Below are 23,860 nucleotides of genomic sequence, written 5' to 3' on the forward strand. Positions count from 1 at the left end.
AGAGTTGTCACTTCAACTCCCCCCAATCTAGAGTTGACGTGACAACTCTCCCGGAAGGAAGACCATGCCACTTCGCATCGCAGTCATCCTCGGAAGCACCCGCCCCGGACGTCGCGGCGACCAGATCGCCGCCTGGGCACTGGAGGCCGCCCGTGCCCACGGTGGAGCCGACTACGAACTCATCGACCTCGCCGACCACGACCTCGGCAACCTCGACGAACCCGGCAACCCGAACTTCCAGCAGTACCAGCACGACCACACCCGCGCCTGGAGCGCGCTCATCGACAGCTTCGATGGCTACGTCTTCCTCGTCCCCGAGTACAACCACTCCTTCCCCGGAGCCCTGAAGAACGCCCTGGACTACGTCTACCGGGAGTGGAACGACAAGGCCGCCGGGATCATCAGCTACGGCGGCTGGGTCGCCGGGGCCCGGGCCGCCGAGGCGCTGCGGCTCGTCCTCGCCGAACTCCAAGTGGCCACGGTCCGCGCCCAGCCCACCATCTCGACACACCCCTCGTTCCACACCGGCGCCTTCGTCCCCCAGGAGGGCCTCGGCACCGCCGTGGGCGACATGCTCGACCAGGTGATCGCCTGGTCCGGCGCCCTGCGTGGGGTGCGCCAGGCCAAGACGCAGACGCCCACGGCGGCATGAGGACCAGTTCGTGACCGATCACGTGACAGGACACGGCGAAATTGCGTCTTGAGCAAGGGCGGCACCCGGAGGAATCCCGGGTGCCGCCCGTCAGGCGTGCGCTGTCACTTGACGTTGACGGCGCTCCAGGCCGCGGCGACCGCCTTCGCCTCGGTGCTGTCGGCGCCGTAGAGGTCGCCGGCGGCCGACAGGGTGCCCTTGCGGGCGCCGGCGTAGTCGGTGGTGGACGTGAAGTACGCGGTCAGGGCCTTGTACCAGATCTGCAGGGCCTTGTCCCGGCCGATCCCGGTGACGGTGGAGCCGTCCTGAGTCGGGGAGTCGTAGTCGACCCCGTTGATCGTCTTCTTCCCGCTGCCCTCGGACAGCAGGTAGAAGAAGTGGTTGGCGACGCCGGACGAGTAGTGGACGTCCTTGTTGCCGACGTCGGCAGACCAGTAGTCGGCCGAGCCGCCGTCCTTGCTGGGCTTGTCCATGTAGCGCAGCGGCGTGCCGTTGCCGTTGATGTCGATCTTCTCGCCGATGAGGTAGTCGCCGACGTCGCTGGAGTTGTTCGCGGCGAACTCCACACCGGTGCCGAAGATGTCGCTGGTGGCCTCGTTCAGGCCGCCGGACTCACCCGAGTACTCGAGGCCCGCGGTGTTGGACGTGACGCCGTGGCTCATCTCGTGGCCGGCGACGTCGAGCGAGGTGAGCGGGTCGTTGTTGCCCTCGCCGTCGCCGTAGGTCATGCAGAAGCAGGTGTCGTCCCAGAAAGCGTTGACATAGGCGTTGCCGTAGTGGACGCGCGAGTAGGCGCCGACACCGTCGTTCTTGATGCCGTTGCGGCCGAAGGTGCTCTTGTAGAAGTCCCAGGTGACCTGCGCGCCGTAGGCCGCGTCCGCGGCGGCGGTCGCCGCCGAGGCCGTGGTCCCGTCGCCCCAGGTGTCGTTGTCCTGCGAGAACAGGGTGCCGGTGCCGGATTCGCCGTGGGCGAGGTCGTACGTCTTGTGGCCGCCGCGTGAGGCGTCGGTGAGCGTGTACGACGAGCCGGACTGCGTGCTCGTCAGGTCCACCTTCCCGCTGTACTTCGTGTTGCCGACGCCGGTCTCGATGCCCTGGTACTGAAACAGCTTCCGGCCGGTGGCGGCGTCGGTGACGACGTGCAGCTCGTTCGGGGTGCCGTCGTCCTGGAGGCCGCCGACCACGGTCTCGTAGGCGAGGACGGGCGTGCCGGACGCGGCCCAGACGACCTTGCGCGGTGCCCGGGAGGAGCGGGACTTCTCGGAGCCGGCGGCCTTCGCCACGGCCAGGGCCTGCCGTTCGGCCCGGTCGGGGGCGATGCGCGGCGTGAGCGAGGCGGGCTTGAGCGAGCCCAGCGCCGCTCTGGTCACGCCCTCGCGCTCGCCGGACTTCGCCGTGTGCACGATCAGGTCGCCGCCGAGCACGGGCAGACCGGCGTAGGTGCGCTCGTAGCGCGTGTGCACAGTGCCGTCGGCGTCCTTGACGACGTCCTTGACGACCAGCTTTTCCTGGGCGCCGAGTCCTATCGCCTTCGCCGTCCCGGCGGCCGAGGTCCGGGCCTGCTGGAGGAGGGCGGTGCGGGCAGTGGCGGACAGGGCGACCGGAGTCGCGCCGGGCCGGTCCTGCGCGGTCGGCTGTGCCGTGGCCGCGCCGCCGAGGGTGGTGCTCAGCAGCGCTCCGGCCGCGACGGCGGTGGCGAGGGTCAGCAGGGTGTGCTGGTGACGCTGGGAACGGGAGGTCACACAAACTCCTCTGAAGGGGTGTGGGGGGTGGTCCGATCGGCAGGTGCCGGCCGGTTGGGCGTGAGGGTGGTCGATGCGGCGCCGCTGTCTGGCCCGCAGACATGCCCGTTCACGGCATGACTGTCCTGAGCATGACAAGTTTCAACAACTCACGGCACCCTGGACGTTGGCGGTCGACCCCGCGTGTTCGCGAGGGGATGGCACGTGTGCGGCAAGGGGCGCGGGCGACCGGAGGTGCGCGGCCGGGTGGCCGAGCGGTCGACGGGGCCGCACACCCCGGCGGCTACGGTCTTCCGGCCGGCCCCGGGCTCGCCGAGTGACCCGTGGGCCACTGGGACGGTGGACGGCCTGAGACGGCGGGGCACATGAAGTCTCCATGGAATGTGGGGGGTTGGAGAGGTAAACACGACAGAACCGCAGACGTGACCGGGAGCGCTACACCCGTTTCCAAGGTCCGACAACTCCCCCACAGGTCCTTCACAGCCGGGGCACACATCGGTGGCCGGGAGCCGAGGCGCACCGGGAACACGGCCGGTCATGCGGGACTGAGCGGATGCGCCGCCGTGGTGGAGCGCGGCGGCCAGGAGTGCGGGGAGAGGATGCCGAGCACGTAGGCACGAGCCACCAGCGCCGGACGGGTGGCGGCGCCCAGCAGACGCCTGAGACGGGCGAGGTGGTAGTCGACCGTCTGCCGTGACAGGCGCAGTGCCGCGGCGACACCGGCGTTGTCGTAGCCCGCGGCCAGCAGGGCGAGTATCCGCACCTGGGCCGGCGTGAGCGCGGGTTGCGGCTCGTGGCTCAGGCCGAGCCGCGTGACCACCGCCCACACGCCCGCGTCCCGGCCCCGGGTGTGGTTGACGACGCTCAGGTGGACCCACACGCGGCGCAGGCGCCGGTCTCCGTCGACGAGCACGGCAGTGGACTGCGCGTTCCTGCGCCGCCCGCCGGTCAGTTCGCCCCAGACGGCGTGCAGCGCGGCGCGTTCCGGGGTCTCGGCCAGGAGGGCGTCGGCCGGCGAGCCCACCAGATCGCACAGAGGCAGACGCAGCAACTCGGCGGCCGCGGCGCTCGCTTCGCCCACCACCCCGTCCGCGGACAGCCGTACGCAGGGCAGGCCGCTGTGATCCCGCAGGGCGCGCAGATCCTCCTCGGCCCGGCGCCTGCAGTCCAGCGCGTGGCGGTACTCGCTGACGTCCACGTAGGTGCCCGCCACACAGCGCAGGGCACCCCAGGACACCGGAAAGCGGTATCCCGCCGCGTGGCCGGGCGAGCCGTCCGGGCGCCGGTAGGTGAGCGTGTGGCGCAGGGAGTGGCCGCCGGTGAGGACCTCGTCGTCGAGCGCCACGAACCGGGCCGCGTCGTCCGGGGCGTCGAACTCGCCGAGGTGACGGCCGACCATGCGGTCGCGCGTGGTGCCGTACAGGTGGGCGTAGGCGTGGTTGGCCCACACATAGCACCCGGCGGCGTCGCGCACGAACATCGCCGCCGGGCTCAGATCGGCGAACGACGCGTAGGCACCGGCTCCCGCCGGCGTGCCGCCGCCCACCTCCACCGCCACGCCCCGGCTGCCACGGCGACGGGCGTCGCCACCCCGGGCCGACCAGGTGACGTCGAAGGTACGGCCTTCGAACCGGGTGCGGCGGGGACCGTCGCCCGGCAGTGCGCCGCCACCGGGCCGGGCACCCTCGCCGAGCCATGCGCCGTCACCCCAGCGGGCGGTCGGCAGACCCCCCGCCTCCGCCGAAAGGGCTTTCAGGAAACGGTGTGCCGTGTGCTCGTCGGTGAAGGCGCCGCCCCCGCTGCGGACCCGCCCCGAATCGGCGTCCGTCTCCCACCAGGACACCGGCAGGCGGGCGAGCAGTGTCTTGAAATCGGCCTCGTCCACAGCCCAACTCCTTGAATCGCGTACGAGTGTCACGGTGTGTGACATCTCATCCGTGTCCCGTACATGCCGAGCCATGCGGCCGCCTCCGGCCCGCATGGCACCCGGCCCGCGAGTCCACTCAGGCATGTGCCTGAGACGGCCGTGCTCGAAGCGGCGAGAGCCGGGAAACCCGAATGCTTCGCTGGAGGGGAACGGTCCGACGGCGCACACGGACGGCGGCCCGTACGGCGGGCGCAGATACAGAGGCGGCGCGCCGGAACCCCGCCGCCTCGCACTCGTCGCCGTTCTGCCCCGCCGTCCGTCCGCGCGAAGTGACACCCGAGCAAGCCGCCCAACAAGACAAGGAGTTGAAGTCCCGTGGCGAAGGTGCTGTACGTGCATGCCAAGGGTGGTCCCCCGGTCGGGTACGCCCTGCCCAGGGTGGCCGCGAGGGCCGAGGTGCACCTGCTGGCACTGAGCGAACTGCCCACCGACAGCGCGGCGCGCACCCACGCGTGGTGCGCCTCCCAGGTTGCCGCCGAGGCAGCGGGAGCGGACGACCTGGTCGCGTCCATCACCTCCCGGGCCCGTGAGGTCGGTGCCGACGCTGTGGTCACCTTCTCGGAGTACGCGGTCGTCGCGGTCGCCGAGGCCGCCCGTCTGCTCGGACTGCGCGGCGCCGGCCCCGCCGCGGCCCTCGCCCGCGACAAACGGCTCATGCGCACGGTCTGGGACCGCCGGGGCATCCCCCAGCCCCACTTCCAGCCCGTCGCCACGCTGGAGCAACTGCGAAGCGCCACACGTGAGTTACGGTCCCCGCTCCTGCTGAAGGCGGCCTGGAGCGCCGGTTCGACCGCGCACCAGATCATCTCGGCACCGGCCGACGCCCCGGCCGCGTGGGCCCGTTCGCGGGCGGTGATGATCGAGTCGGCGCGCCTGGGATACTCCGAGCTCCATGTCGCCGGCGCCGGCGAGGACTTCATCGTGGAGGAGATCGTCACCGGTTGCGCGGCGGAGTGGTTCGAGGGGACGGGCTGGGGAGACTACGTCAGCGTCGAGGGCGTGGTCGCGCAGGGCGTCTTCCGGCCGGTCTGCGTGAGCGGCCGGATGCCGACCGTGGCGCCGTTCACCGAACGGGCCGGCATCACCCCGGCCGCCGTCACGGGCGAGGCGCAGGCCGCGATCGTGGCGCTGGCCAGGCGAGCCGTGGACGCGCTCGGCCTGGAGGACTGCGGCACCCACACCGAGATCAAGCTGGGAGCCGGCGGCCGCATGTGGGTGATCGAGACGGCGGCGCGCTTCGGCGGCGCGATGACCGTGCCGCAGATCGAGGAGGTCTTCGGTATCGACCTGGTCGGCATGTTCACCGACCAACTGCTCGGCGGCGCGCCCGACTGGCCGGCCACGGCGCTGACACCCGCGGACGCCCGAGGCGCGGCCGGTTCCCTGGTCGTCCTCGCCGTGGACGGGGCGGGCGCACCGTGGCCGAGCCGGCACCTGTGGGACTCCGCCACGGTGGTCCGGTCCGCCCCGGTGGGACCGCACAGCAGGCTACGAGTCGTCGAGGAGAGCTCGCTGCCGGACGGCACCCCCGTCCCCGTCTACGACCCGGCCGCGGGCGCCAACACCATGGCCGCGCTGTGCCTGCTGTCCGCAGACCGGCCGCAGGCCGTCGTCCGCGACTTCACCGCCCTCGTGGACGCCCTGCCGAACCTCCTGCCCCGGCACGCCACGGAAGGAGCGCGGGCATGACCTCCACCCTGGACCGCACCGACCCGGCCGAGGCGGGCGGGGACCGCACCGTCGTCGGCGCCAACCTGACGCTGCCACTGTTCCGCACCCTGTCCGGGGTGCTCGCCGGACACCCCTACCTGAAGGTCGTGGTCGACCGGCACACCAGCACCTGGCACCTCCTCGACACCCGCGTCCACCCCTTCCACGTCAACTACATCGCCACCCGCATCCTCGGCATGACGATGGACGAACTGGACGCCGACCTCGACGCGTTCAACGCGTCCGTGTACAGCGACCCGGACCGCCGCTTCCTGCTGGGCGTGCTGTCCCTGCACACCGACCGGGCGGCGGACGGCACCGAGTGTCCCTTCCTGGTCCTGGAGACCACCGAGGCCGACACCATGCACGGCGCCCTGCTGGAGGAGTTCCACCTCTATGTGCGCGGGCGCGTGGACGGACGCCTCCCGCTGCTGCTGAAGCCCGCCAACCACGGGCAGGAGGGGGAACTCGCCTCGATCCCCGAGGCGGTCGTCCCCCGCGTCCTCAGCCACAAGCTGTTCGGCGACCGCACCCGCACCTGCCTCAACCCCGGGCAGGCCGAGGGCCGTCTGCGGCACTTCCGCACCATGGCCGCGTACGAGGCGGCCGCCGCCGACCTCGGCTGGGCGGACATCGTCGCCATGCCCCGCCTGCCCGACGACGTGCCCAGGGTGGCCGGCTTCATCAACACCGCGCCCACCACCCCGCTGTCCCACACCAACGTGCTCGCCTCCGGCTGGGGCATCCCGAACGCCATCGTGCGCGACCTCGATTCCCTGGACGCGCCGGACGCCCTCGACGGGCGGGGCGGCCTCGACGGCACCTGGGTGCGCTACCGGGTGAGCGAAGACGCCGTCACCCTGGAGCCGCTCGCGGCGGCGCCCCGGCTGACCAAACCCGCCTGGCACCAGCAGCGCATCCGCATCGACACGCCCCTGCTCGACGAGGCCCCTGTGCTGGCCCTGCACCGGCTGCGGCGCGTCGACCGCGACAGCTACGGCACCAAGGCGGCCAACCTCGGGGAACTCCACCACGTCCTCGACAGCCGTACCGCCGACCTGACGGTCTTCCACGCCCGGCCGCGCCCGCCGCGCCGCGACCTCCTCGGCCACCTGGCGGCCCGGCTCGGCGAGCGGGACGCCTCACGCGAGCACCTCCGGGCGGCCGCCGCCCAGTACGTGGCGCACACCGTGCGCGCCCCCGAGGGCGTGGCGCTGCCCTTCCGCCTGCACCACCTGTTCCTCACCTCCTCGCCCGCCCTCCAACAGGGCATCGGCAAGCTGAAGATGGCTCTGGAACTCGAGGCGTTCGACCTCGTGGATCCCCTGTGCCTGAATCTGCAGCAGCTCGTGCGGGCCACGCCCGTTCCGCCGGACGTGGCCCGCGCGATCACCTCCGCGGTGCCGCGGCTGCTCGCGGACGGGCGCCGCATGGTGGTGCGCTCCTCCTCCAACGCCGAGGACCTGCCCGGCTTCTCCGCGGCCGGCATCTACGACTCCGTGACCACCGTGCGGGGAACGGAACAACTCATGGACGCGGTGCGTCAGGTGTGGGCGTCCCTGCTGTCACCGCGCAGCGTGCGCCTGCGGCACCAGGTCGGCATCTGCCTGGACGACACCTACATGGGCGTGATCGTCCAGGAGTACCTGCCCGCGAGCATCGGCGGCGTCCTGGTCACCTGCAACCCCACCCGCCGGGAGGACTTCCGCAACGTGTACGTCAACTGCACCCCGGGCTCCCCCGAACACGTGGTGGACGGCTCGGTGCTGCCCCAGCAGTACTTGTACAACACCGTCGAGGGCGGCGGGCGCACACTCGAGGTGGGCACCGCCGGCGAGGACCTGCCCGCCCCCACCCGCGCGGCGCTCGCCCGACTGGCCCTCACCGGACGCCTGCTGCAGTCCCACTTCGGCACGGACGACCCCGCCGACGCCCTCGACATCGAGTGGCTCATGACCGGCGAAGGGGACTTCCGGCTGGTCCAGATCCGCCCCTACGCCCGGTGAGCCGCCTGATGCCCGCCCGCGCCGACCGCCGCGCCGGCCCGGCCCCCTCCCCCACCGCCCGCCGCGTCATCCGCCTCAACAACGGCTTCCAGCTGCTGTTCAACCTGCTGTGGTGGATGCCCGTCTTCTACGCCTACCAGCGTGACGCCGGACTGTCCGACGGCCAGATCTTCGGCATCCAGAGCATCTACTACACCGCGTTCTGCCTCTTCGAGATCCCGACCGGTGTGATCGCCGACCGCATCGGCGCCCGCAACTGCCTGCGCACCGGCGCGGTCGTCATGACGGCCGCCAACCTGGCGCCCGTCCTCGCCCCCTCCTACACCGGCTTCCTCGTGCACTTCCTCGCCATCGCCGCCGGGCGCTCCCTCGCGTCGGGCGCGGCGAGCGCCTACCTCTACGACGCGCTGCGCGCCGAAGGGGCCGACGCGCACTACCTGGACGCCGAGGGCAGCGCGCGCTCCCTCGGACTGGCCGCCAAGGTCCTGTGCTGGCCGCTGGTCGGCCCGCTGATGACGCTGGCCCGGCCGACCCCGTACGTCCTCAGCGCGGCCTGCGCCGCCGGGTCGCTGATATGTGCGCTGGCGCTGCCCCGCCTCGCCCCCCGCCCGGATGCCGGGCCCCGCGCGGGCGGACGACGGCGCGGCACCCTCCTGCACGACACGGGGGCCGCCCTTCGGGCCCTGCGCGCCTCACCGTGGCTGCCGCTGCTCATGGTGCAGGGCGTCGCGGTGTTCACGCTCGCCCGTATCTGCCAGGTCAACCTCTTCCAGCCGGTCCTCCTGGACCACGGCATCGGGGAGGGCGCGCACGGCGGCGTGCTCGCGGCCATGACGGTGGCCGAGGCGGTGGCATCGGCGCGCCCGCGGTGGCTGAGCCGCCGGCTGTCCGCCGCCCAGTGGGTGTCCCTGCTGAGCGTGGCGCTGGCCGTGACCCTCGCGGCCACCACCCTCGGCGGACCGTGGCTCGTCGTCGCACTGCTGTGCGCGTTCGCCGCGATCACCGGGTTCGTGTATCCGGTGCAGCGCAAGCTCGTGAACGACGCCGTCCCGGCCGACGCACCACGCGCCACGCTGCTGTCCGTGGAAAGCATCGTGGACCGCGGGGTGTGCGCACTGGCGGCGGTCGCCGCGGGCGCCTACCTCACGGCCGGCCGGCTCGACGACCTGCTGTGGCACAGCGCCATGGTCACCTGCGTCCTGATCCCGGCCCTGCACCTGGCCCTGCACCGAACCCGTCGGGCGGGCGAGCCTCGGACGGAACACTCCACCGCCCGTACACCCACCCCCGCCTCCCCCGTCCCCCGGCCGTCGGAGCAACCGGCATCCCTCCCGGCGGACGAGGGCGCCGCCCAGCCGCCCCTGGGTCCCCGCCCGGTCCGGTAAATGCGTCACGGAGTGCGATCGTGGACGTCCGCCGGCCGTGGCGGGGACCAGCCGTGCTGGACGCCGTAGGGCTCGCGGTCGTCCGTCCTGGTCACCACCGGGGTGTCGAAGCCCTGCGTGAGGACCAGGCTGCGCAGGGTGCTGTAGCCGAGCAGGACACTGCCGGCCCCCGTGAAGAACAGGCCGAACAGGTCGTCGTACCCCAGCCCGTCCCCCGTGCGCACCACATGCACCAGGCCCCAGCCGCTCAGTACGGCCAGCACCGCCCAGACCGGCCACAGCAACCGATGCGCACGCCGACGGCGCCGCACCTCGGCCACCGACCTGAGGACGACCCGCACCCTGGCGCCGCACTGTTCACAGTGCTCGCTCCGCTCGTTGGTCCGGTCGGCGAGACGGTCCAGGCTCCTCCCCTCCGCGCCGACCAGTGTCTTCGTCTGGGTGCTGTCCCCGACGCGCCGCGTGACGTACGTGTGCGTGATGCTGTACTGGAATCTGTCCGTGATCTCGCTCGCCACCGTGCCTCCCCCTGCGCTGGTCCCGACCAAGTCCCTTCCCCGTCCGGGCCGTTCGCACCCGCGGACCGGCCGCCGCGCCGATCACGGCGATCCGGGGAACGGACTGACCAAGTTGCCACAGGGGCATGGCCAAGGTGTGTGAGACGGTGCCCGCCGGCGCCCTCGGCCCGCTGGACATCACCTACGGCTCGGACTCCGACACGTCGACGACCCTCGGCTCAGGAAGGACCTGGCCGAGATTGCGCGCCACCCGGAGGTCTCGGCCCTGCTCGATGACACTGCGAGCCACTTCCGACCTGACGCGAAGTTGGTTCGTGTCGAGGAACCGCCGCGCACATTTCCGGACCGCCGCGGCAGTAGGCTGGCCCGGGCCCTATGTCAAGGGGCCGGATCGGCCGTCCTGGAGAGGTGAACGTGCGCGGTACTGAAGGGGACAAACCACCCCTGGGCGGAGACCGGGACCCAGGTGGCGCGCTGCCCGACTTCACTGATCTCGATTTGCCGGCGCTCTCCCGTACGGCATCACATCCCGTGCTCGCGGCCGTTGCCACGAGCCTGCTGCCCCGGATGCAGTGTGACACCTCCGCCATGGCCTTCTACGAAGACAGTCCGTATCAGCTGTGACCGCACGGTGGCCTCTTGAGACCTTGGACGTCGCAGCCTTGCGGCGATCCGGTGTACGGGCGGTGCCGTTCCGGCAATTCGTGCTGAAGGTCCACGGCCGCTGCAATCTCGCGTGCCAGTACTGCTACGTCTACGAGGGTGCCGACAGCAGTTGGCGAGACCGCCCCAGGCGCGTCCCGCCGGGCGTCATGATGCGCACCGCAGCCCGAATCGCCGAGCACGCCGCCGCCCACGGTCTGGACTCGCTGCAGATCAACCTGCACGGCGGTGAGCCCCTGTTGGCCGGAGTCGACACACTGGTCGGTTATGTCACCGCCGTACGCGAGGCGGTCGGCCCGGGCTGTGTGGTGGACGCCAGCGTGCAATCCAACGGTACGCTGCTGACGGAGGACGCGGTATGCCGCCTGGCCGCGGCCGGGATACGGATCGGAGTGAGCCTGGACGGCGGCACCCCGTCGCTGAATCGTAGGCGCGTCGATCACACGGGGCGGTCTTCCTGGGCCGCGACCTCGGCTGGGCTCGAGGTACTGCGCCGTCACCCGGAGGCATACGCCGGGATCCTCGCGGTGGTCGACCCGCACTCCGACCCCGCCGAGATCTACCGGTCGCTGACCGCTCTGGAACCCCCCTCCTTGGATCTGCTGCTGCCGCACGCCAACTGGGCTCACCCGCCGCCCGCCGAGGGCCCGCACCCGTACGGCACCTGGCTTGGCCAGGTGTTCGACCTCTGGTTCGACGCGCCCAGCCGGGCCGTGCCGATCCGGCTGTTCGGAGAAATCATCGCCCTGCTCCTCGGACTGCCCGGCCGGGCCGAGGCCGTGGGAAACTCGCCGGTGGTCGCAGTTGTGGTGGACACCGACGGGGCCATCGAGCAGGTCGACTCCCTGAAGACCGCGTACGCCGGTGCGCCCGCCACCGGCTGTGATGTCTTCCGGCATTCCTTCGACGACGCCCTGGACCACCCCGGGGTCGTCGCACGGCAGTTGGGCGAGGCAGCTCTGGCGCCGCGATGCCGGGCCTGCCCCCTGGCCGAGGTGTGCGGCGGAGGCAACTACGCCCACCGGTACCGGGCAGGCGAGGGGTTTCTGAATCCTTCGGTGTACTGCGCCGACCTGGAGCTGCTCATTCGGCACATCGCGGACCGGGTGCGCCGGGCGGCCGACCTCGCCGACTTCAAGCCGGCAATCAACGCCCATTGAGAGCAAAGCTGTTGACCACGGGCCAGAATGGGAAGAAAACACCGGGATCCAGCTTGTCGGACGGGGGAAGTGCCTCATGGCGATGGAAAACGGGGTGGCGACGGACGGCCTGGACGGGCCGATCTACGTCGAGATGGACACGGTTCCGGGCGCCACCGGCAGCCCGGACGACGTGTATCACGGTATCGAAACCAGGGGCGATCGGGCTCAGCGCGTACTGGACGCGGCCGGGAGCGTCTACGCGGACGGCCTGGACCTGGCGCGGCGGTGCGCCCGGCAGGCGGCAGACCGGTTCGCCGACCTCGGTGAGGGGCTCAAGCCCGACGAGGTGGAGCTCCAGCTCTCGATCAAGCTCGACGCGCAACTCGGCGCCGTGCTGGTGAAGTCGGGGGCGGAGGCACAGCTCCAAGTCACCTTCCGCTGGACCCCGGGCAGCGCGTCGTGACGGCTGGGACCGACGGCCCGGAGATACACATCCTGCCGTACAGCTATGTGGTGGGTCAGGCTGAACTCAAACGCGCCCTCGAACTGAACTACATCGCACCGCGGATCGGTGGGGTGCTCATCAGCGGGCAGCGAGGCACCGCCAAGTCGACCGTGGTACGGGCCTTCGCGCTCCTCACGCGCGGGGAGCTGCCCGTGACCCTGCCGATCAACGCCACGGACGACCGGGTGTTGGGCGGCTGGGAGTTGGACGCGCTGATGCAGGGCGAGGCTCGTTCGCAGACCGGGCTTCTGGAGGAGGCCGGCAAGAAGGGGATGCTGTACATAGACGAGGTCAATCTGCTGGACGACCACATCGTCAACATCATCCTCGACGTCGTCTCCACCGGAGTGCTGTCGGTGCAGCGCGAGGCCATCGACACCGTGCGCGGTGTCAGCTTCGGGCTGGTCGGCACGATGAATCCCGAGGAAGGCGGACTCAGACCTCAACTGCTCGACCGATTCGGGCTGATGGTCGCCGTATCCGAGCTCGACCAGGAGGCGCGGCGGGCGATGGTGCTGGCCGTCCTGCGGTTCGACGACGAGGCGGGGACCGCGTCGCCCTGGCTGGCCGAAGGACAGGCCGCGGACCGGGAGCTGCGCGACCGGCTGGACGCGGCGCGGGCGTCGGTGCAGGACGTACGGCTGAGCGAGGACATCGCCAAGGTGTGCGCCGACGTGGCCACCCATCTGCGGGCCGTGGGGCATCGCGGCGAGGTGGCCACCGCGTGGGCCGCGCGGGCGCTGGCGGCCTTCGAGGGCGTGCCGGAGGTGACGGCACGCCATGTACGCGAGGTCGTCCCGTTGTCCCTGCGGCACCGGCGGCCCGAGGCCGCGCACGGAGGCCCCGTCGAGTGGACGCCGGAGGAGTCGGACCTGCTCGACAGGCTGCTGGGTTGACTTCCTCCCCTGCCTAAAGGCGGGGGATTCCAACGGTCGCCCGCTGGGTTTCCTGCTTCGCCGACGACCGCCCCGTCCGGGAGGACTCCCGTTGAGGTCTTACACCGTCTCCACAGGCAGACGCCGCCAGCCCGGCGGCCAGAATGTTCTTCGCGGCGTTCACGTCGCGGTCGTGCACCGCGCCGCACTCGCACGTCCACTCGCGGACGTTCAGCGGCAGCTTCGCCGCTACCCGGCCGCAGGTTCCGCACACCTTGCTGGAGGGGAACCAGCGGTCGATCACGACCAGTTCGCGCCCGTACCAGGCGCACTTGTACTCCAGCATCATGCGCAGGTCCGTCCATGCCGCGTCGGAGATGGCGCGTGCGAGCTTGCCGTTCTTCAGCAAGTTGCGGACGGTGAGGTCCTCGATCACGACCGTTTGGTTCTCACGGACGAGACGAGTCGACAGCTTGTGCAGGAAGTCCCGGCGCCGGTCAGCGATCCGCGCGTGGACCTTGGCCACCCTGCGCCGGGCCTTCTCCCGGTTCGCCGAGCCCTTCGCCTTCCGCGACAACTCCCGCTGCACGCGGGCCAGCCGTGCGCGGTCACGCCGCTCGTGCCGGGGGTTGGCGATCTTCTCCCCGGTGGACAGGGTCACCAGGGAGGTGATCCCGGCGTCCAGGCCGACCGCGTTCGCGGTGACAGGGGCCGCGCTGATGGTGTCCTCGCACAGCAGGGACACGAACCAGCGGCCCGCCGCGTCGCGGGACACGGTCGCTGTGGTCGGCTCCGTGCCCTCGGGCAGCGGACGCGACCAGCGGATGTCCAGCGGGTGGGTCATCTTCGCCAAGGTCAGCTGCCCGTCGCGCCACGTGAAGGCGCTGCGGGTGTACTCGGCCGACGCACGGGACTTCTTCCGCGACTTGAAGCGCGGGTACTTCGCCCGCTTGGCGAAGAAGTTGGCGAACGCCGTCTGCAGATGACGCAGCGCCTGCTGGAGCGGGACAGAGGACACCTCGGTCAGGAAGGCCAGTTCCTCGGTCTTCTTCCACTGGGTGAGCGCGGCGGAGGACTGCACGTAGGAGATGCGGCGCTGCTCGCCGTACCAGGCCCGGGTGCGCTCCTCCAGCGCCCTGTTGTACACCAGGCGGACGCAGCCGAAGGTGCGGGACAGCTCAGATGCCTGCTCGCCGGTGGGATAGAAGCGGTACTTGAACGCCCGCTTAACCTGCCGCGTCACACCTCACACCATGTCAGATTGCGTGTAAGCGGCAGGTGCCGGCCGGTGGACGGTGCACGCCGGTCCGCCCTGGCGGCGAACCGGCTTCCCCTGCCCTGCTTCGCAGGCGCTTCGTTTCCTCCCCGGCCTGAAGGCCGCGGTATCCACGGAGGACAGACCCGATGACGTCACGAGGACCCGAGGCGCCGGTGTGCTCCGCCACGCGCGAGGTGGAGCGATGACGTCCGCCGTGCGCGGAGACCCGATGGACCCCCGTCAGCGTCTCCTTCAGGTGCTGGCCTGTTCCGCACTGGGGCCCGGGCTGGATGGTGTGCTGCTCTTCGATCTGGAGCCGGAGATGGTGGCACCGGTGACGGACGCCTTCGCGCGGCTGCTCACGTTGCGCAACGGGCGTCCGGTACGGCGCACCATGCTCGGCTCGGTCACCGGGGACGACGAACTGTGGCTGCGGCCGAGGCTGCGGCACGAAGACGTCGGCCTGAACTTCTCCCTCGCCCCCGGCCCTTTGGTCGACTCCGGCACCGAGACCTCCACCCTGGTGGTGGTCCCCGACCTGGTCCGCCTGAGCCTGCCCGGTATGCGGGCCGCGGTACAGCTCCTTGGCGCCGATGTCGCCGCCGTCGAACGCTCGGGCTTCCGGGCCCGCTGGCGCCCTCGCGCCCGTTGGCTCGCCGCCTGCCGACAGTCGGAGGTAGGCCGCCTGTCCCCTCACCTCCTGGACCGCTTCCCGATCCGCCTCAACGCGGCAGGCCTGGTCCCGGAACAGCTCCTCGACGAGTTGACCGCGGGCGACGAGCCATCCCGCCCTGGCACTCGCGCCACCGCTTCCGGCCTCACCACACCCGATGGACCGCGACACCTCCGGCCCACTCCCGTGTCTGCCGTCGTGCCCGAGCCCGCTGTCGTCGCAGGCCCCGACCCGGACCTCGGCACGTCCCACACCCCGGACCACCCCCGGCCCGTCCACACGCCCGCTCTCAGTGAACTGCCCGAAGGCTGGGGGGAAGCTCTCACGGCAGCAGGGCTCGTGCGGGTTGTGTGTCCGTTGACCGAGGAGGCCGCGGTACGGGCCGTAGGGCTGTTCGACGGGGACGGCGGGAGTCGGCGGGCTTTGGGGCTGGCGCGGCTGGCGCGGGCGTTGGCCGTGCTGGGTGGGGCCGAGCGGTGTGACGTCGAGCGGGTCGACGAGGCGGCGCGGCTCATCGGCGTGGCCGCGCGGCCCGTATATCCGCCCGGCGCGGGGGTACCGGCGGACGGCGGACCGGTCGGCTCCGGAGGTGCGCCGGAGGGACGCTCCCTCCCCGAGCCGCCGAGGCCGGACCCGGCCCCCGACGACGGCGGTCCCGGCGAACAGGTGCCGGGGACGGCCGTGGCGCTGACCGCTGCGCCCGCCGAGGCCCTGGACACCTTCGCCGCCGACGCCGGGGAGGGCGTCGGCTCACCCTTCCCCGAGGACGACGCCCAGTACCTGCGGGAATTCGCGCCACTGCGCATCCCCTGGCAGCGGCGGCCCGAGCCCAGTTCGGCTCGGGGCCCGGTGATCGGGGTACGACCGGCCAGCGCCCTGCGCGACCTCGCGTTCGTGGCCAGCATCATCGAGGCCGCCAAGCACCAGAACCTGCCCGCTCGCCGGGCCTTGCGCGCGGACGGCGACGGCCGACTGGTCGTTCTGCCCGGCGACTTTCGCAGCTACGCGCGGCTGCCGGTGGCGGAGCGGATGCTGGTGCTGCTGCTCGACCACACCTGTCGCCGCGGCTGGGACTGGCAGCCCGCGCTCGCCCCCTACTTTCAGTGGGCCTACGCCGGGCGGGCCTCCGTCTGCGTGGTCGAGGTAGGCGGCCTGGACGCGGTCCATGAGCTGCGCGCCGAGCATTTTGTGGCCCGCAGCGTTCTCGACCCCCGGGTGGGGCGCGCCCTGCACCGGCTCGCCGGACGCAGCAGTCCTCTGGCCCACGGTCTCGTGGTGACCGACCAGTTGCTGCGGCGGGCGTTCCAGCAGCGCTCCAACCTGGTCGAGGCATGGCTGGTGGTGGTCACCGACGGCCGCGGTAACGTCCCGCTGGACACGGGTGCCGGCGGCAGGATTGCGGCTCCGGTGCGTCGTGCAGGCATCGAGGACGCGCTGTCGGCGGCCGAACGCATCGGTGCCATGGGACGGATGCGGCTGCACTCCGTGGTCGTCGACGCCGCGCGGCCACCGCATCCCGATCTGACGTTCCAGCTCGCCGAAGCCCTCGGCGGTGTGACCGTCGCCGGGCTCAGCACGCAGGGGGTAGCCGATGTCCGATGAATCGATCGGCCCCCTCGGGCTTGGCGGGTCGATCCCGCTCGGCCCGGGCACGCCTGCCCGTTCGCCGCTGCCCGAAGCGCTGCCGCCGCCGCAGCAGACGGAAGTGCCCGACGATGTGATCCAGTCCGCCGAGGTCGTTCACCTGCCGCCCGAACCCGTCGATCCCGACAGGCAGTTGCCCACCGGGATCGCCAAGCTCTCGGTGCAGCGCGCCTACGCCGAAGGTCATGAGGCGTTCTGGCTCATCGGGCACAGCGGCACGCAGACGATGCAGCTGGCGTCCGCGTCCACCCGGTTGCGCCCGGTCGACCTCGCCCTGCACAACCTGCGGCAGGGCAGCACGATCCCGCCCAGCGAGGTCCTCCTGGGGCTGGCCCGATGGTCCCGGGAGCAGGAGGACCTGGTCGGCTGGATCAACGACCTGCGGGCCCGGCACGGCGCGGAGCTGCAACTGGTGGTCTGGGACGACACCGACTACGACTTCCCCTGGGAGCTGCTGCCGCTGCCAGACCGGCGGGACCACGGCCTGGTCGCCGGGATACTGGGCGCCCTGGTGACCGTGGTGCGCTGGACCACCATTCGCCGGGCCGGGACCACCCAATTCGGCGAACCAGTGTCCTGCGCCGGGCACGTCCTCGGGTACTACGGCGATCAGATGCGCCGGGACCGCGAGGTGTTCGAGAACTTTGTCCACCATCCGCACATCGGCACGCCGTGGACCTTTCTCACCGACCTCGGCCGACGCAACCTCGGAGCCGGTCTCGTGTATATGGGGTGCCACGCCGAATACGGCTCTCATGCCCACGAGGTCAGGATCGACGCCCTCACCTGGAACCGACTCGACCTGCACCCGATGCCCGCGCTCCAGGGCGGAAGCACGCTCGTATGCCTCAATGCCTGCGACTCCGCGCGTTCGTTCCGCAATCTCGGGCAGGGCGAGGACGTTCTGCGGGGTTTCGCCGAGCTCTTCCTGCGCAAAGGGGCGGGCGGCTGTATCGCGGTATCCGGGAAGGTGGGCGACGACATCGCCCACCTGCTGGTGAGGGCTCTGGTGGGACAAATCTGCGCCGACCCCGACCTGCCCGTCGCCGGTGCACTGCGTGAGTTCCGCGCCGCTGCGGCGGCCCGGTTACCCGCTCCGGAGTCGTGGGTCGACCAGCTCGGCGGCGACACCGAGAACGAACGCGAGATCCTGCTGGTCCTCTACAGCTTCATGTTTCTCTACTTCGGACACCCACGGACCACGCTCCAGCTGAGCGTGCGCGCCCAGGAGGAGGACGCATGAGTGGCGACGCCTCCTCGTTACTGGTCGAACCCCTGGTCGGCTGGCCCCGCAGGGCCACGGCCACGAAGAGCTACCTTGTCACCGTCGACCTCAATGGGCCCACCGGCGAGGAATGGCCCTACGAGGAGGAGGAGTTCGACTTCGGCGTAGCCCTGGACGGCGCCCCGCACTTCGTGTGCGAGGCGCTGAGCGAACCGAGCGTAGTGCTGCACCGATTCGGCGGGACATACGGTCCGGCCCGTTTCGTGGTCACCGCGGGTGACACCACGGGGCACCGCAAGATTTGGCTGACCATCACCAACCGCTGGGGGGTGCCCGTCCGCACGGTGGAGCTGCCGAGCCTGATCGTCGCGGAAGAGGCGCCGACCGAGCCCGGCGACCTCGTGGTGCCCTCGGCGCACGGCGGCCTCACCACCGCCACGGGCCGTACCCGCCCCGGCACGCACCCCACGCCCCGCGCCCCCGACACCTGGTCCTCCGACCACATCACCATCAGTTACGCCGGAACCGACCGTGCCTGGGCCACGTGGGTCGAGCACCAGCTGGCGCGGCATGGCTGCCGTACCGAACTGCGGCGCTGGGATCCTCCGCCGGGCCTGCCGCTGGACGGACTGCTGACCGAGCTGCTGAGTGCCCAGGGACGCGTCCTGCTCCTCCTCGACGAGGAATACCTCAGGCTCGGTCATCGCTCAGAGCCGGAATGGGCCGAAGCGCTCGGCGAGGTGGTCGCGGCGCATGCGGACCGGTTCGTGGCGGTCGACCTGTTCACTCGTACGCTGCCCGCCTCAGCCACCATGCTGGGCCCGCCCGCCCTGAGGGACGTCGGGCCGGAGGAGGCGCTGCGCCGGTTGCTGACCGTGCTCGGCCTGGAGGACACCTCGCCGGACAGCGACGAGGACCTGCCGGTCGCGCCCCGTTTCCCGGACGCCGTACCCGCCGTGTGGAACGTGCCGAACCGCAACTACCGCTTCACCGGCCGGGATCCGGTTCTGGAAGAGCTGCACGCCAGGTTCGACAGCGGCGGCGCGGCCGGGGCGCGGGTGGCACTGCGCGGTATCTCGGGCGTGGGCAAGAGCCAGATCGCCATCGAGTACGCGCATCGGTTCGCCAACGAGTACGACGTGGTGTGGTGGATCAGCGCCAGCTTCCGGGCCACCGCCCGCCAGCAGTTCGCCGACCTGGCCGACCGGTTGCAGCTGACGGACGCGCGGGCGCTGGGCGAGCGGGTGCGGTCCGTGCGGGAGGCCCTGCTCATGGGGCGGCCGTACCAGCGGTGGTTGCTGATCGTGGACTCCGCGGACGACGTGGAGCAGGTCGACGATCTGCTGCCGGACGGCGGTGGCCATGTCGTGATCACCACCCTCACCCGGGGCTGGGCAGCCACCGGCGGGGTCACGGAGGTCAAGGTCGACCGCTTCACCCGCGCAGAGAGCGTGAGTTACGCCCGCCGCCACGTGGAGCGGCTCACCGAGGAGGAGGCCGACCAGCTCGCCGAGGCGGTCGAGGACTTCCCTCTGCTGCTGGCTCAGACCGCGGCATGGCTGGAAGCCAACCGGATGCCGGCGGCCGAGTACATCGCGCGACTGCGTGGCGCCGACGCCGAGGACATCGGCATCCGCGTCTCCTCCGACTACCCCCTCGGCTTCCAGGCCAGCTGGGCCATAACCCTGGACTCCCTGGAACAGGACAACCCCAAGACGACGGAACTGCTGCGCCTGTTCGCGATGTTCTCGCCCGGCTCGATCCCGGTGCGCCTGCTCCAGCGGGCCCGGCCTGGGGATCTGCCGCCGCACCTGGCCGAGCTGGCCGCCGATCCAGTGCGCTGGCACAACGCGCTCGCCCGGCTGTCGGAGTCCACGGCCGTACGCATGGACTATGTGCAGCCCTCAACTAGCGGCGCCTACGTGGACAGCGTCGAGATGCACCGCCTGTACCACCGGTTCCTGCGCGGCACCCTCTCCCCCACCGATCGGGCCGAACTGTCCGCGGTCGCCTGCCGCGTGCTGGTCTCCGCCGACCCGCGGGAACCGTCCAACGTGCGCACCTGGGCGACGTACTCCGGACTGCTGCCGCACCTGTATCCCTCCGGCGCGCTGGAGAGCCCCGAGGACTCGGTGCGTGAACTCGTGCTGAACTGCATCGAGTACCTGCGGCTGCGCGACGAGGAGAGCACCGGTCTCACCCTGTGCGAACAAGTGCTTTCTCGCTGGCGGGCACGGCTGCCGGCGACCCACCCGTCCATGCTGGTGCTGGTGCACCAGCATGCCAACATGCTGCGGCGCAGCGGCCGTTACCACGAGGCGGAGGCCGTCGGGCGGGCGGTCGTCGAGCAGCTGGAGTACGAGCGGGCGCCCGACGACGCCGACCTACTGCGGGCCAAGAGCGGGCTCGGCGGTTCGCTCATGGCGTTGGGCCTTTTCCAGGAGGCACACCAGCTCTTCGACCAAGTGTGGCGGGTGTACAACACCCAGGAGGGGCCGGAGGCGCCCCGCACCCAGGGCTCGCTGCACAACCTCGGAATCGCCCTCGGGCTGCTGGGCCGCTATCCGGAGGCGACGGCCGTCCACCGCGAATTGCTGGCACTGCGCGAGCGGCTCCTCCGCTCGAACCATCCGCTGACGCTGCTCAGCGGGCTCACTTACGCCCGGTCGATGCGCCTCCTGGGGCGGTACGAGGAGGCCGTCGCACTGCAGGAGCTCAACGCGCTGCGGCACCGGCAGACCATGGGGGAACATCACCCGCAGACCCTGGCAGCCCTGCACAACCAGGCACTGTGCCTGCGTCGTTCGGGCGACGTGTCGAGCGCCGCCGACCTCCTCGGCGAGCTCGTGCAGCGGTTCCGCCAGCTCCACGGTGCGCGACATCCCATGACATTGATGGTCCAGTCGGATCACGCATCTCTCCTGCGCGCCCACGGCGAACCCGGCGAGGCGGCCGCCCTGACCTTGCAGGTGCACGAGAACTACCGGCATCAGCTCGGCGAGGACCACCCGAACACCGCTGGTGTGCTGGGCAACCTGGGACTGGCGCATTGGCGGCTGGACCGTACTCGTGCCGAGGTCGATTGGCGAATCGAGCAGGCGTGGCGCGGTATGCATGCCGCTCTGGGCGCCGACCACCCGTGGACCCTGGGCTGTGCCCTCAATCTGGCCGCGGTGCGCCATCTTTCGGGCCACCAGGACGAGGCAGCCACGCTACGCGAGGACATCCTGCTACGGGCCCGGCAGGTCCTCGACGAAGGGCATCCGCTGCGACGGTCCTGTGAGCGGGCACTGACTTCGGCGCGCGACGACCCACCTGACTGGGACTTCGAGCCGCAGCCCATCTGAACGGCGCAGCCGGACACACGAGGAACTGGGAACGTCGGTGAAGAGGCCCACGCCGAGCGTCTGGCGGGACAGCCGGCTGCCTGCCTGGCGCCGACCGGGGGTTGGGATGTCAACTACAACACCACCACGGAGGCCTTCGTGATCTTCGCCGACAAGATCTTCCGCTACCCGCGCAAGCAGGCAGAAGGCCGCCGTCAGGCGCAGGACTACGCGCGCTCCGTCGGCATCCCCGAGCCGCAGTTGGACTGGCAGGACTGACCTGTCGCGCGCCGCCCCACCAACACGGCCCGGCTAGTGGATTATTTCGACGCGGTAGGCGCTCACCCATGCCCCGATGGCGCTGTAGCCGGTGGCGTCGACCGTGATGGAGCCCCCCGTGCAGTTGTAGTTGTCCCACAGCTCCACCACCACGGCGCCGTCCTGGGTCCGGGCGGAGCGGATGCGGTCGTTCCAGTTGTCACCGACGTAATGGCACGCCGGCGCAGAATCACAGAACCAGGTGTCGGGACCGCTGAAGCCGGTGTCGACGAAGGCGTGGACGCAGCCGGTGTAGGAGGGGCTGGACGATTGGGCGGATGACGCGGGGGCGTTGACGGCTGCCAGGGCCAGGACCGCGGCCGCCGTGACCAGATATCTGCGTGGGGCGAGCAAGGCACCTCCTCCGGGCTGAATCGATGAGGGGAAAACGTCAAGGCCCTCGGGGCCCGCGCAAAGCTACTGGTAGCAGCCGCCAACGCACAGCACGGTGACCGTGCCGCTCCCGCCGGCCGCTGTTGAGGAAACACGATGGTCCGTAGCCGTAGGGAGCTTGCTGGTCTCCCAGGGCATCGGCGCAGCCACGGCCTGGGTGGCGGGGGCGGTAAGTGCGATCGTGGCCACGAACACCGCGGCGACCGCGCGCTTGTGCAGACGCATTTGTACTCCTCTTGTCCGGGTTCCCACCGGGAGACAGTCATGGATGGCCAAGTCCGGGTCGGCCTGCTGCAGGCAGCCGCCGTGCTCCTGGCGCGCCACCGTGCCGGCACGCCACAGCAGCCAACAGCGCACGCCATTGGCGTGGCGCAATGCTTCGCGCCTCAACGTAGGTGTCACCCAACAACAGCCGCAAAGACTTCGAAGACCCTCGAAACGCAACCGGCAGCGAGGCTCCTGTCCGGCCACGCGCGGCCCTCGCCCTCCGCCTCCGCACCCGTCGGCCCTGGCCGGAGCGGCACGTCGAGGGCGTGCCCCTGTCGGCCGCCGCCCTGGCCGCGCGCCTCCCCGGGGACTTCGGCCCCGGGGTGTACCGCGATCTGCGCGACACGGTGACCGGCCGCCGGCTGTCCCACCCTCCCGCTTGGCGCCCCGACTGGCCCCGTATCAACGGGACTTCGGCAGCGCGTTGACATCCTCACAGCTGGTCGCTTTACTCCTGGGCAAACGCTGGAGCCACGCTCCGCGTGCAGAGGCATGCCCAGCCGGTATGCAGGCCCCCGCGCCGCGAGCCCGGCCCGAGTCGCCAGGACGCCCCACGTGTCCGAGGCGGGGACGTGCCCGCTTCCTCTGGAGCTCACCGTATGAGCAACCTGAACACCGCCTCCCGCAAACTCACCGGCGCGGCCATCGGCGCTGCGGCCCTGACCGGCTCTCTGCTCGTCCAGGCGCCCTCGACGCAGGCCGCGACCGTGACCCTGCCGCCCACACATGCAGCCTTCGACTACCAGATCGGAGGCGCCTACACCCCGCCGAAGGGCGTCAAGGTCGTCACTCGTGACCACACCGCCTCCCCGGCGGCGGGCCTGTTCAACATCTGCTACGTCAACGCCTTCCAGGCGCAGCCGGGCGCCGAGAAGGACTGGGACTCGGACCTGTTGCTGCGCGACTCCGCCGGCAAGGTCGTCTACGACAAGGACTGGGGCGAGGCCCTCCTCGACGTCAGCACCGACGCCAAGCGGCAGCGGATCGCCGGCACGATCGGAGCCCAGATCGACGGCTGCCGGGGCAAGGGCTTCCAGGCTGTCGAGCCCGACAACTACGACAGCTACACCCGCTCGGGGAACCGCCTGACGGCGAACAACGCACAGGCATTCATCAAGCTGCTCTCCGCCCGCGCCCACGCGGACGGCCTGGCCATCGCCCAGAAGAACACCTCCGAGCTGGCCGGCAATCGCAAGGCCAACGGCCTCGACTTCGCCGTGGCCGAGGAGTGCGGCCAGTACAACGAGTGCGGTGACTACACCAGCGCCTTCGGCAACAACGTGATCGTGATCGAGTACACCGACTCCGGCAGGTCGAAGGCGTGCACGGGGTGGGGCGGCACGCTGAGCATCGTCCAGCGCGACGTGGACGTCTCACCGGTCGGCACCAGCGGGTACGTCCGCAAGACCTGCTGATTGCTCCGCCGGAACTGCCGCGTCATGTCGTCGATCGTCTGCGGCACCGTCGTGGCTGGTGGCGCGGTTCCTCGCGCCGCTTCAGGGCGCTGTCGAGCCGCCGCTGATCTCCCGACCTGCTTAGCGCGCGCGTCGGCCTGTGACGGCTCGGTGAGTCGTCACAGGCCGCTGTCGCACCTACCCCCGACTGATGCTCAATCATGCATATTTCATCGG

General features: G+C 71.0%; 18 protein-coding genes. 12 read left to right on the top strand and 6 right to left on the bottom strand.

What is annotated here, in order from left to right; translation table 11 throughout:
• Positions 1 to 64 precede the first annotated feature (64 nt).
• Positions 65 to 652, top strand: a complete 588-nt coding sequence (locus ACQF4J_RS01405) for an NADPH-dependent FMN reductase (RefSeq protein WP_351578838.1) — start codon at positions 65 to 67, stop codon at positions 650 to 652.
• Between the two features lie 104 nt (positions 653 to 756).
• Here the strand turns inward: ACQF4J_RS01405 and ACQF4J_RS01410 are convergent, their stop codons facing one another.
• Together ACQF4J_RS01410 and ACQF4J_RS01415 are read right to left on the bottom strand one after the other, a co-directional pair.
• Entirely contained in the window at positions 757 to 2,394 is a 1,638-nt protein-coding gene (locus ACQF4J_RS01410) for a M4 family metallopeptidase (protein ID WP_427164252.1), read from the bottom strand.
• 535 nt (positions 2,395 to 2,929) lie between these two features.
• Positions 2,930 to 4,279 carry a PAS domain-containing protein gene (locus ACQF4J_RS01415; protein WP_427164253.1) on the bottom strand — a complete coding sequence of 450 codons (1,350 nt, stop codon included), beginning with the start codon at positions 4,277 to 4,279 and terminating at the stop codon, positions 2,930 to 2,932.
• A 357-nt stretch (positions 4,280 to 4,636) separates the two neighbouring features.
• Here ACQF4J_RS01415 and ACQF4J_RS01420 point away from each other — a divergent pair, with 357 nt between their 5' ends.
• Genes ACQF4J_RS01420 through ACQF4J_RS01430 form a run of 3 tightly spaced genes read left to right on the top strand, consistent with a single transcriptional unit; the run spans position 4,637 to position 9,422 of the window.
• Positions 4,637 to 6,010 carry an ATP-grasp domain-containing protein gene (locus tag ACQF4J_RS01420; RefSeq protein WP_427164254.1) on the top strand — a complete coding sequence of 458 codons (1,374 nt, stop codon included), beginning with the start codon at positions 4,637 to 4,639 and terminating at the stop codon, positions 6,008 to 6,010.
• Positions 6,007 to 8,037, top strand: a complete 2,031-nt coding sequence (locus tag ACQF4J_RS01425) for a PEP/pyruvate-binding domain-containing protein (protein ID WP_427164255.1) — start codon at positions 6,007 to 6,009, stop codon at positions 8,035 to 8,037. Before ACQF4J_RS01420 ends, ACQF4J_RS01425 begins: the two co-directional genes overlap by 4 nt.
• Positions 8,034 to 9,422: an MFS transporter gene (locus ACQF4J_RS01430; protein WP_427164256.1), complete on the top strand. Its 1,389-nt coding sequence runs from the start codon at positions 8,034 to 8,036 to the stop codon at positions 9,420 to 9,422. The genes ACQF4J_RS01425 and ACQF4J_RS01430 overlap by 4 nt, the downstream gene beginning before the upstream one ends.
• 5 nt (positions 9,423 to 9,427) lie before the next feature.
• Here ACQF4J_RS01430 and ACQF4J_RS01435 read toward each other — a convergent pair whose 3' ends face one another.
• Positions 9,428 to 9,940, bottom strand: coding sequence for a hypothetical protein (locus ACQF4J_RS01435; protein WP_351578853.1), 513 nt, complete (start codon positions 9,938 to 9,940; stop codon positions 9,428 to 9,430).
• 375 nt (positions 9,941 to 10,315) lie between these two features.
• On the opposite strand from ACQF4J_RS01435, the gene ACQF4J_RS01440 reads away from it, so the two are divergent.
• The 4 genes from ACQF4J_RS01440 (at position 10,316) to ACQF4J_RS01455 (ending at position 13,146) form a co-directional block, all read left to right on the top strand.
• Positions 10,316 to 10,564 carry a YxD-tail cyclophane-containing RiPP peptide gene (locus ACQF4J_RS01440; RefSeq protein ID WP_351578856.1) on the top strand — a complete coding sequence of 83 codons (249 nt, stop codon included), beginning with the start codon at positions 10,316 to 10,318 and terminating at the stop codon, positions 10,562 to 10,564.
• Positions 10,565 to 10,626: 62 nt separating this feature from the next.
• A complete protein-coding gene (locus tag ACQF4J_RS01445) occupies positions 10,627 to 11,763 on the top strand; it encodes an FxsB family cyclophane-forming radical SAM/SPASM peptide maturase (protein WP_351578859.1) in 1,137 nt (378 codons plus the stop codon).
• 76 nt (positions 11,764 to 11,839) lie between these two features.
• The gene (locus tag ACQF4J_RS01450; RefSeq protein WP_351578862.1) at positions 11,840 to 12,208 is read left to right on the top strand and encodes a CU044_2847 family protein; all 369 of its coding nucleotides are present in this window, start codon (positions 11,840 to 11,842) and stop codon (positions 12,206 to 12,208) included.
• Entirely contained in the window at positions 12,205 to 13,146 is a 942-nt protein-coding gene (locus tag ACQF4J_RS01455) for an AAA family ATPase (protein ID WP_351578865.1), read from the top strand. Before ACQF4J_RS01450 ends, ACQF4J_RS01455 begins: the two co-directional genes overlap by 4 nt.
• A gap of 13 nt (positions 13,147 to 13,159) precedes the next feature.
• Here ACQF4J_RS01455 and ACQF4J_RS01460 read toward each other — a convergent pair whose 3' ends face one another.
• Positions 13,160 to 14,368 carry an RNA-guided endonuclease InsQ/TnpB family protein gene (locus ACQF4J_RS01460; RefSeq protein WP_351801688.1) on the bottom strand — a complete coding sequence of 403 codons (1,209 nt, stop codon included), beginning with the start codon at positions 14,366 to 14,368 and terminating at the stop codon, positions 13,160 to 13,162.
• Positions 14,369 to 14,585: 217 nt separating this feature from the next.
• Between ACQF4J_RS01460 and ACQF4J_RS01465 the strand changes: the two genes are divergently transcribed.
• The 3 genes from ACQF4J_RS01465 to fxsT are packed head-to-tail and all read left to right on the top strand — an operon-like array spanning position 14,586 to position 21,272.
• Entirely contained in the window at positions 14,586 to 16,658 is a 2,073-nt protein-coding gene (locus ACQF4J_RS01465; RefSeq protein ID WP_427164259.1) for a magnesium chelatase, read from the top strand.
• Complete coding sequence (locus ACQF4J_RS01470) at positions 16,648 to 17,943, top strand: CHAT domain-containing protein (RefSeq protein ID WP_351578875.1); 1,296 nt, start codon at positions 16,648 to 16,650, stop codon at positions 17,941 to 17,943. Before ACQF4J_RS01465 ends, ACQF4J_RS01470 begins: the two co-directional genes overlap by 11 nt.
• Complete coding sequence (gene fxsT / locus ACQF4J_RS01475) at positions 17,940 to 21,272, top strand: FxSxx-COOH system tetratricopeptide repeat protein (RefSeq protein ID WP_427164260.1); 3,333 nt, start codon at positions 17,940 to 17,942, stop codon at positions 21,270 to 21,272. The genes ACQF4J_RS01470 and fxsT overlap by 4 nt, the downstream gene beginning before the upstream one ends.
• Positions 21,273 to 21,563: 291 nt before the next feature.
• Here the strand turns inward: fxsT and ACQF4J_RS01480 are convergent, their stop codons facing one another.
• Both ACQF4J_RS01480 and ACQF4J_RS01485 read right to left on the bottom strand, forming a co-directional pair.
• Entirely contained in the window at positions 21,564 to 21,923 is a 360-nt protein-coding gene (locus ACQF4J_RS01480) for a peptidase inhibitor family I36 protein (RefSeq protein ID WP_351801694.1), read from the bottom strand.
• 63 nt (positions 21,924 to 21,986) lie between these two features.
• Entirely contained in the window at positions 21,987 to 22,187 is a 201-nt protein-coding gene (locus ACQF4J_RS01485) for a hypothetical protein (protein WP_351578887.1), read from the bottom strand.
• Positions 22,188 to 22,828: 641 nt separating this feature from the next.
• On the opposite strand from ACQF4J_RS01485, the gene ACQF4J_RS01490 reads away from it, so the two are divergent.
• The gene (locus ACQF4J_RS01490) at positions 22,829 to 23,644 is read left to right on the top strand and encodes an endo alpha-1,4 polygalactosaminidase (protein ID WP_427164262.1); all 816 of its coding nucleotides are present in this window, start codon (positions 22,829 to 22,831) and stop codon (positions 23,642 to 23,644) included.
• Positions 23,645 to 23,860: the final 216 nt, after the last annotated feature.

The organism is Streptomyces sp. C1-1 (genome assembly GCF_050214755.1).
Classification (GTDB): Bacteria; Actinomycetota; Actinomycetes; order Streptomycetales; family Streptomycetaceae; genus Streptomyces.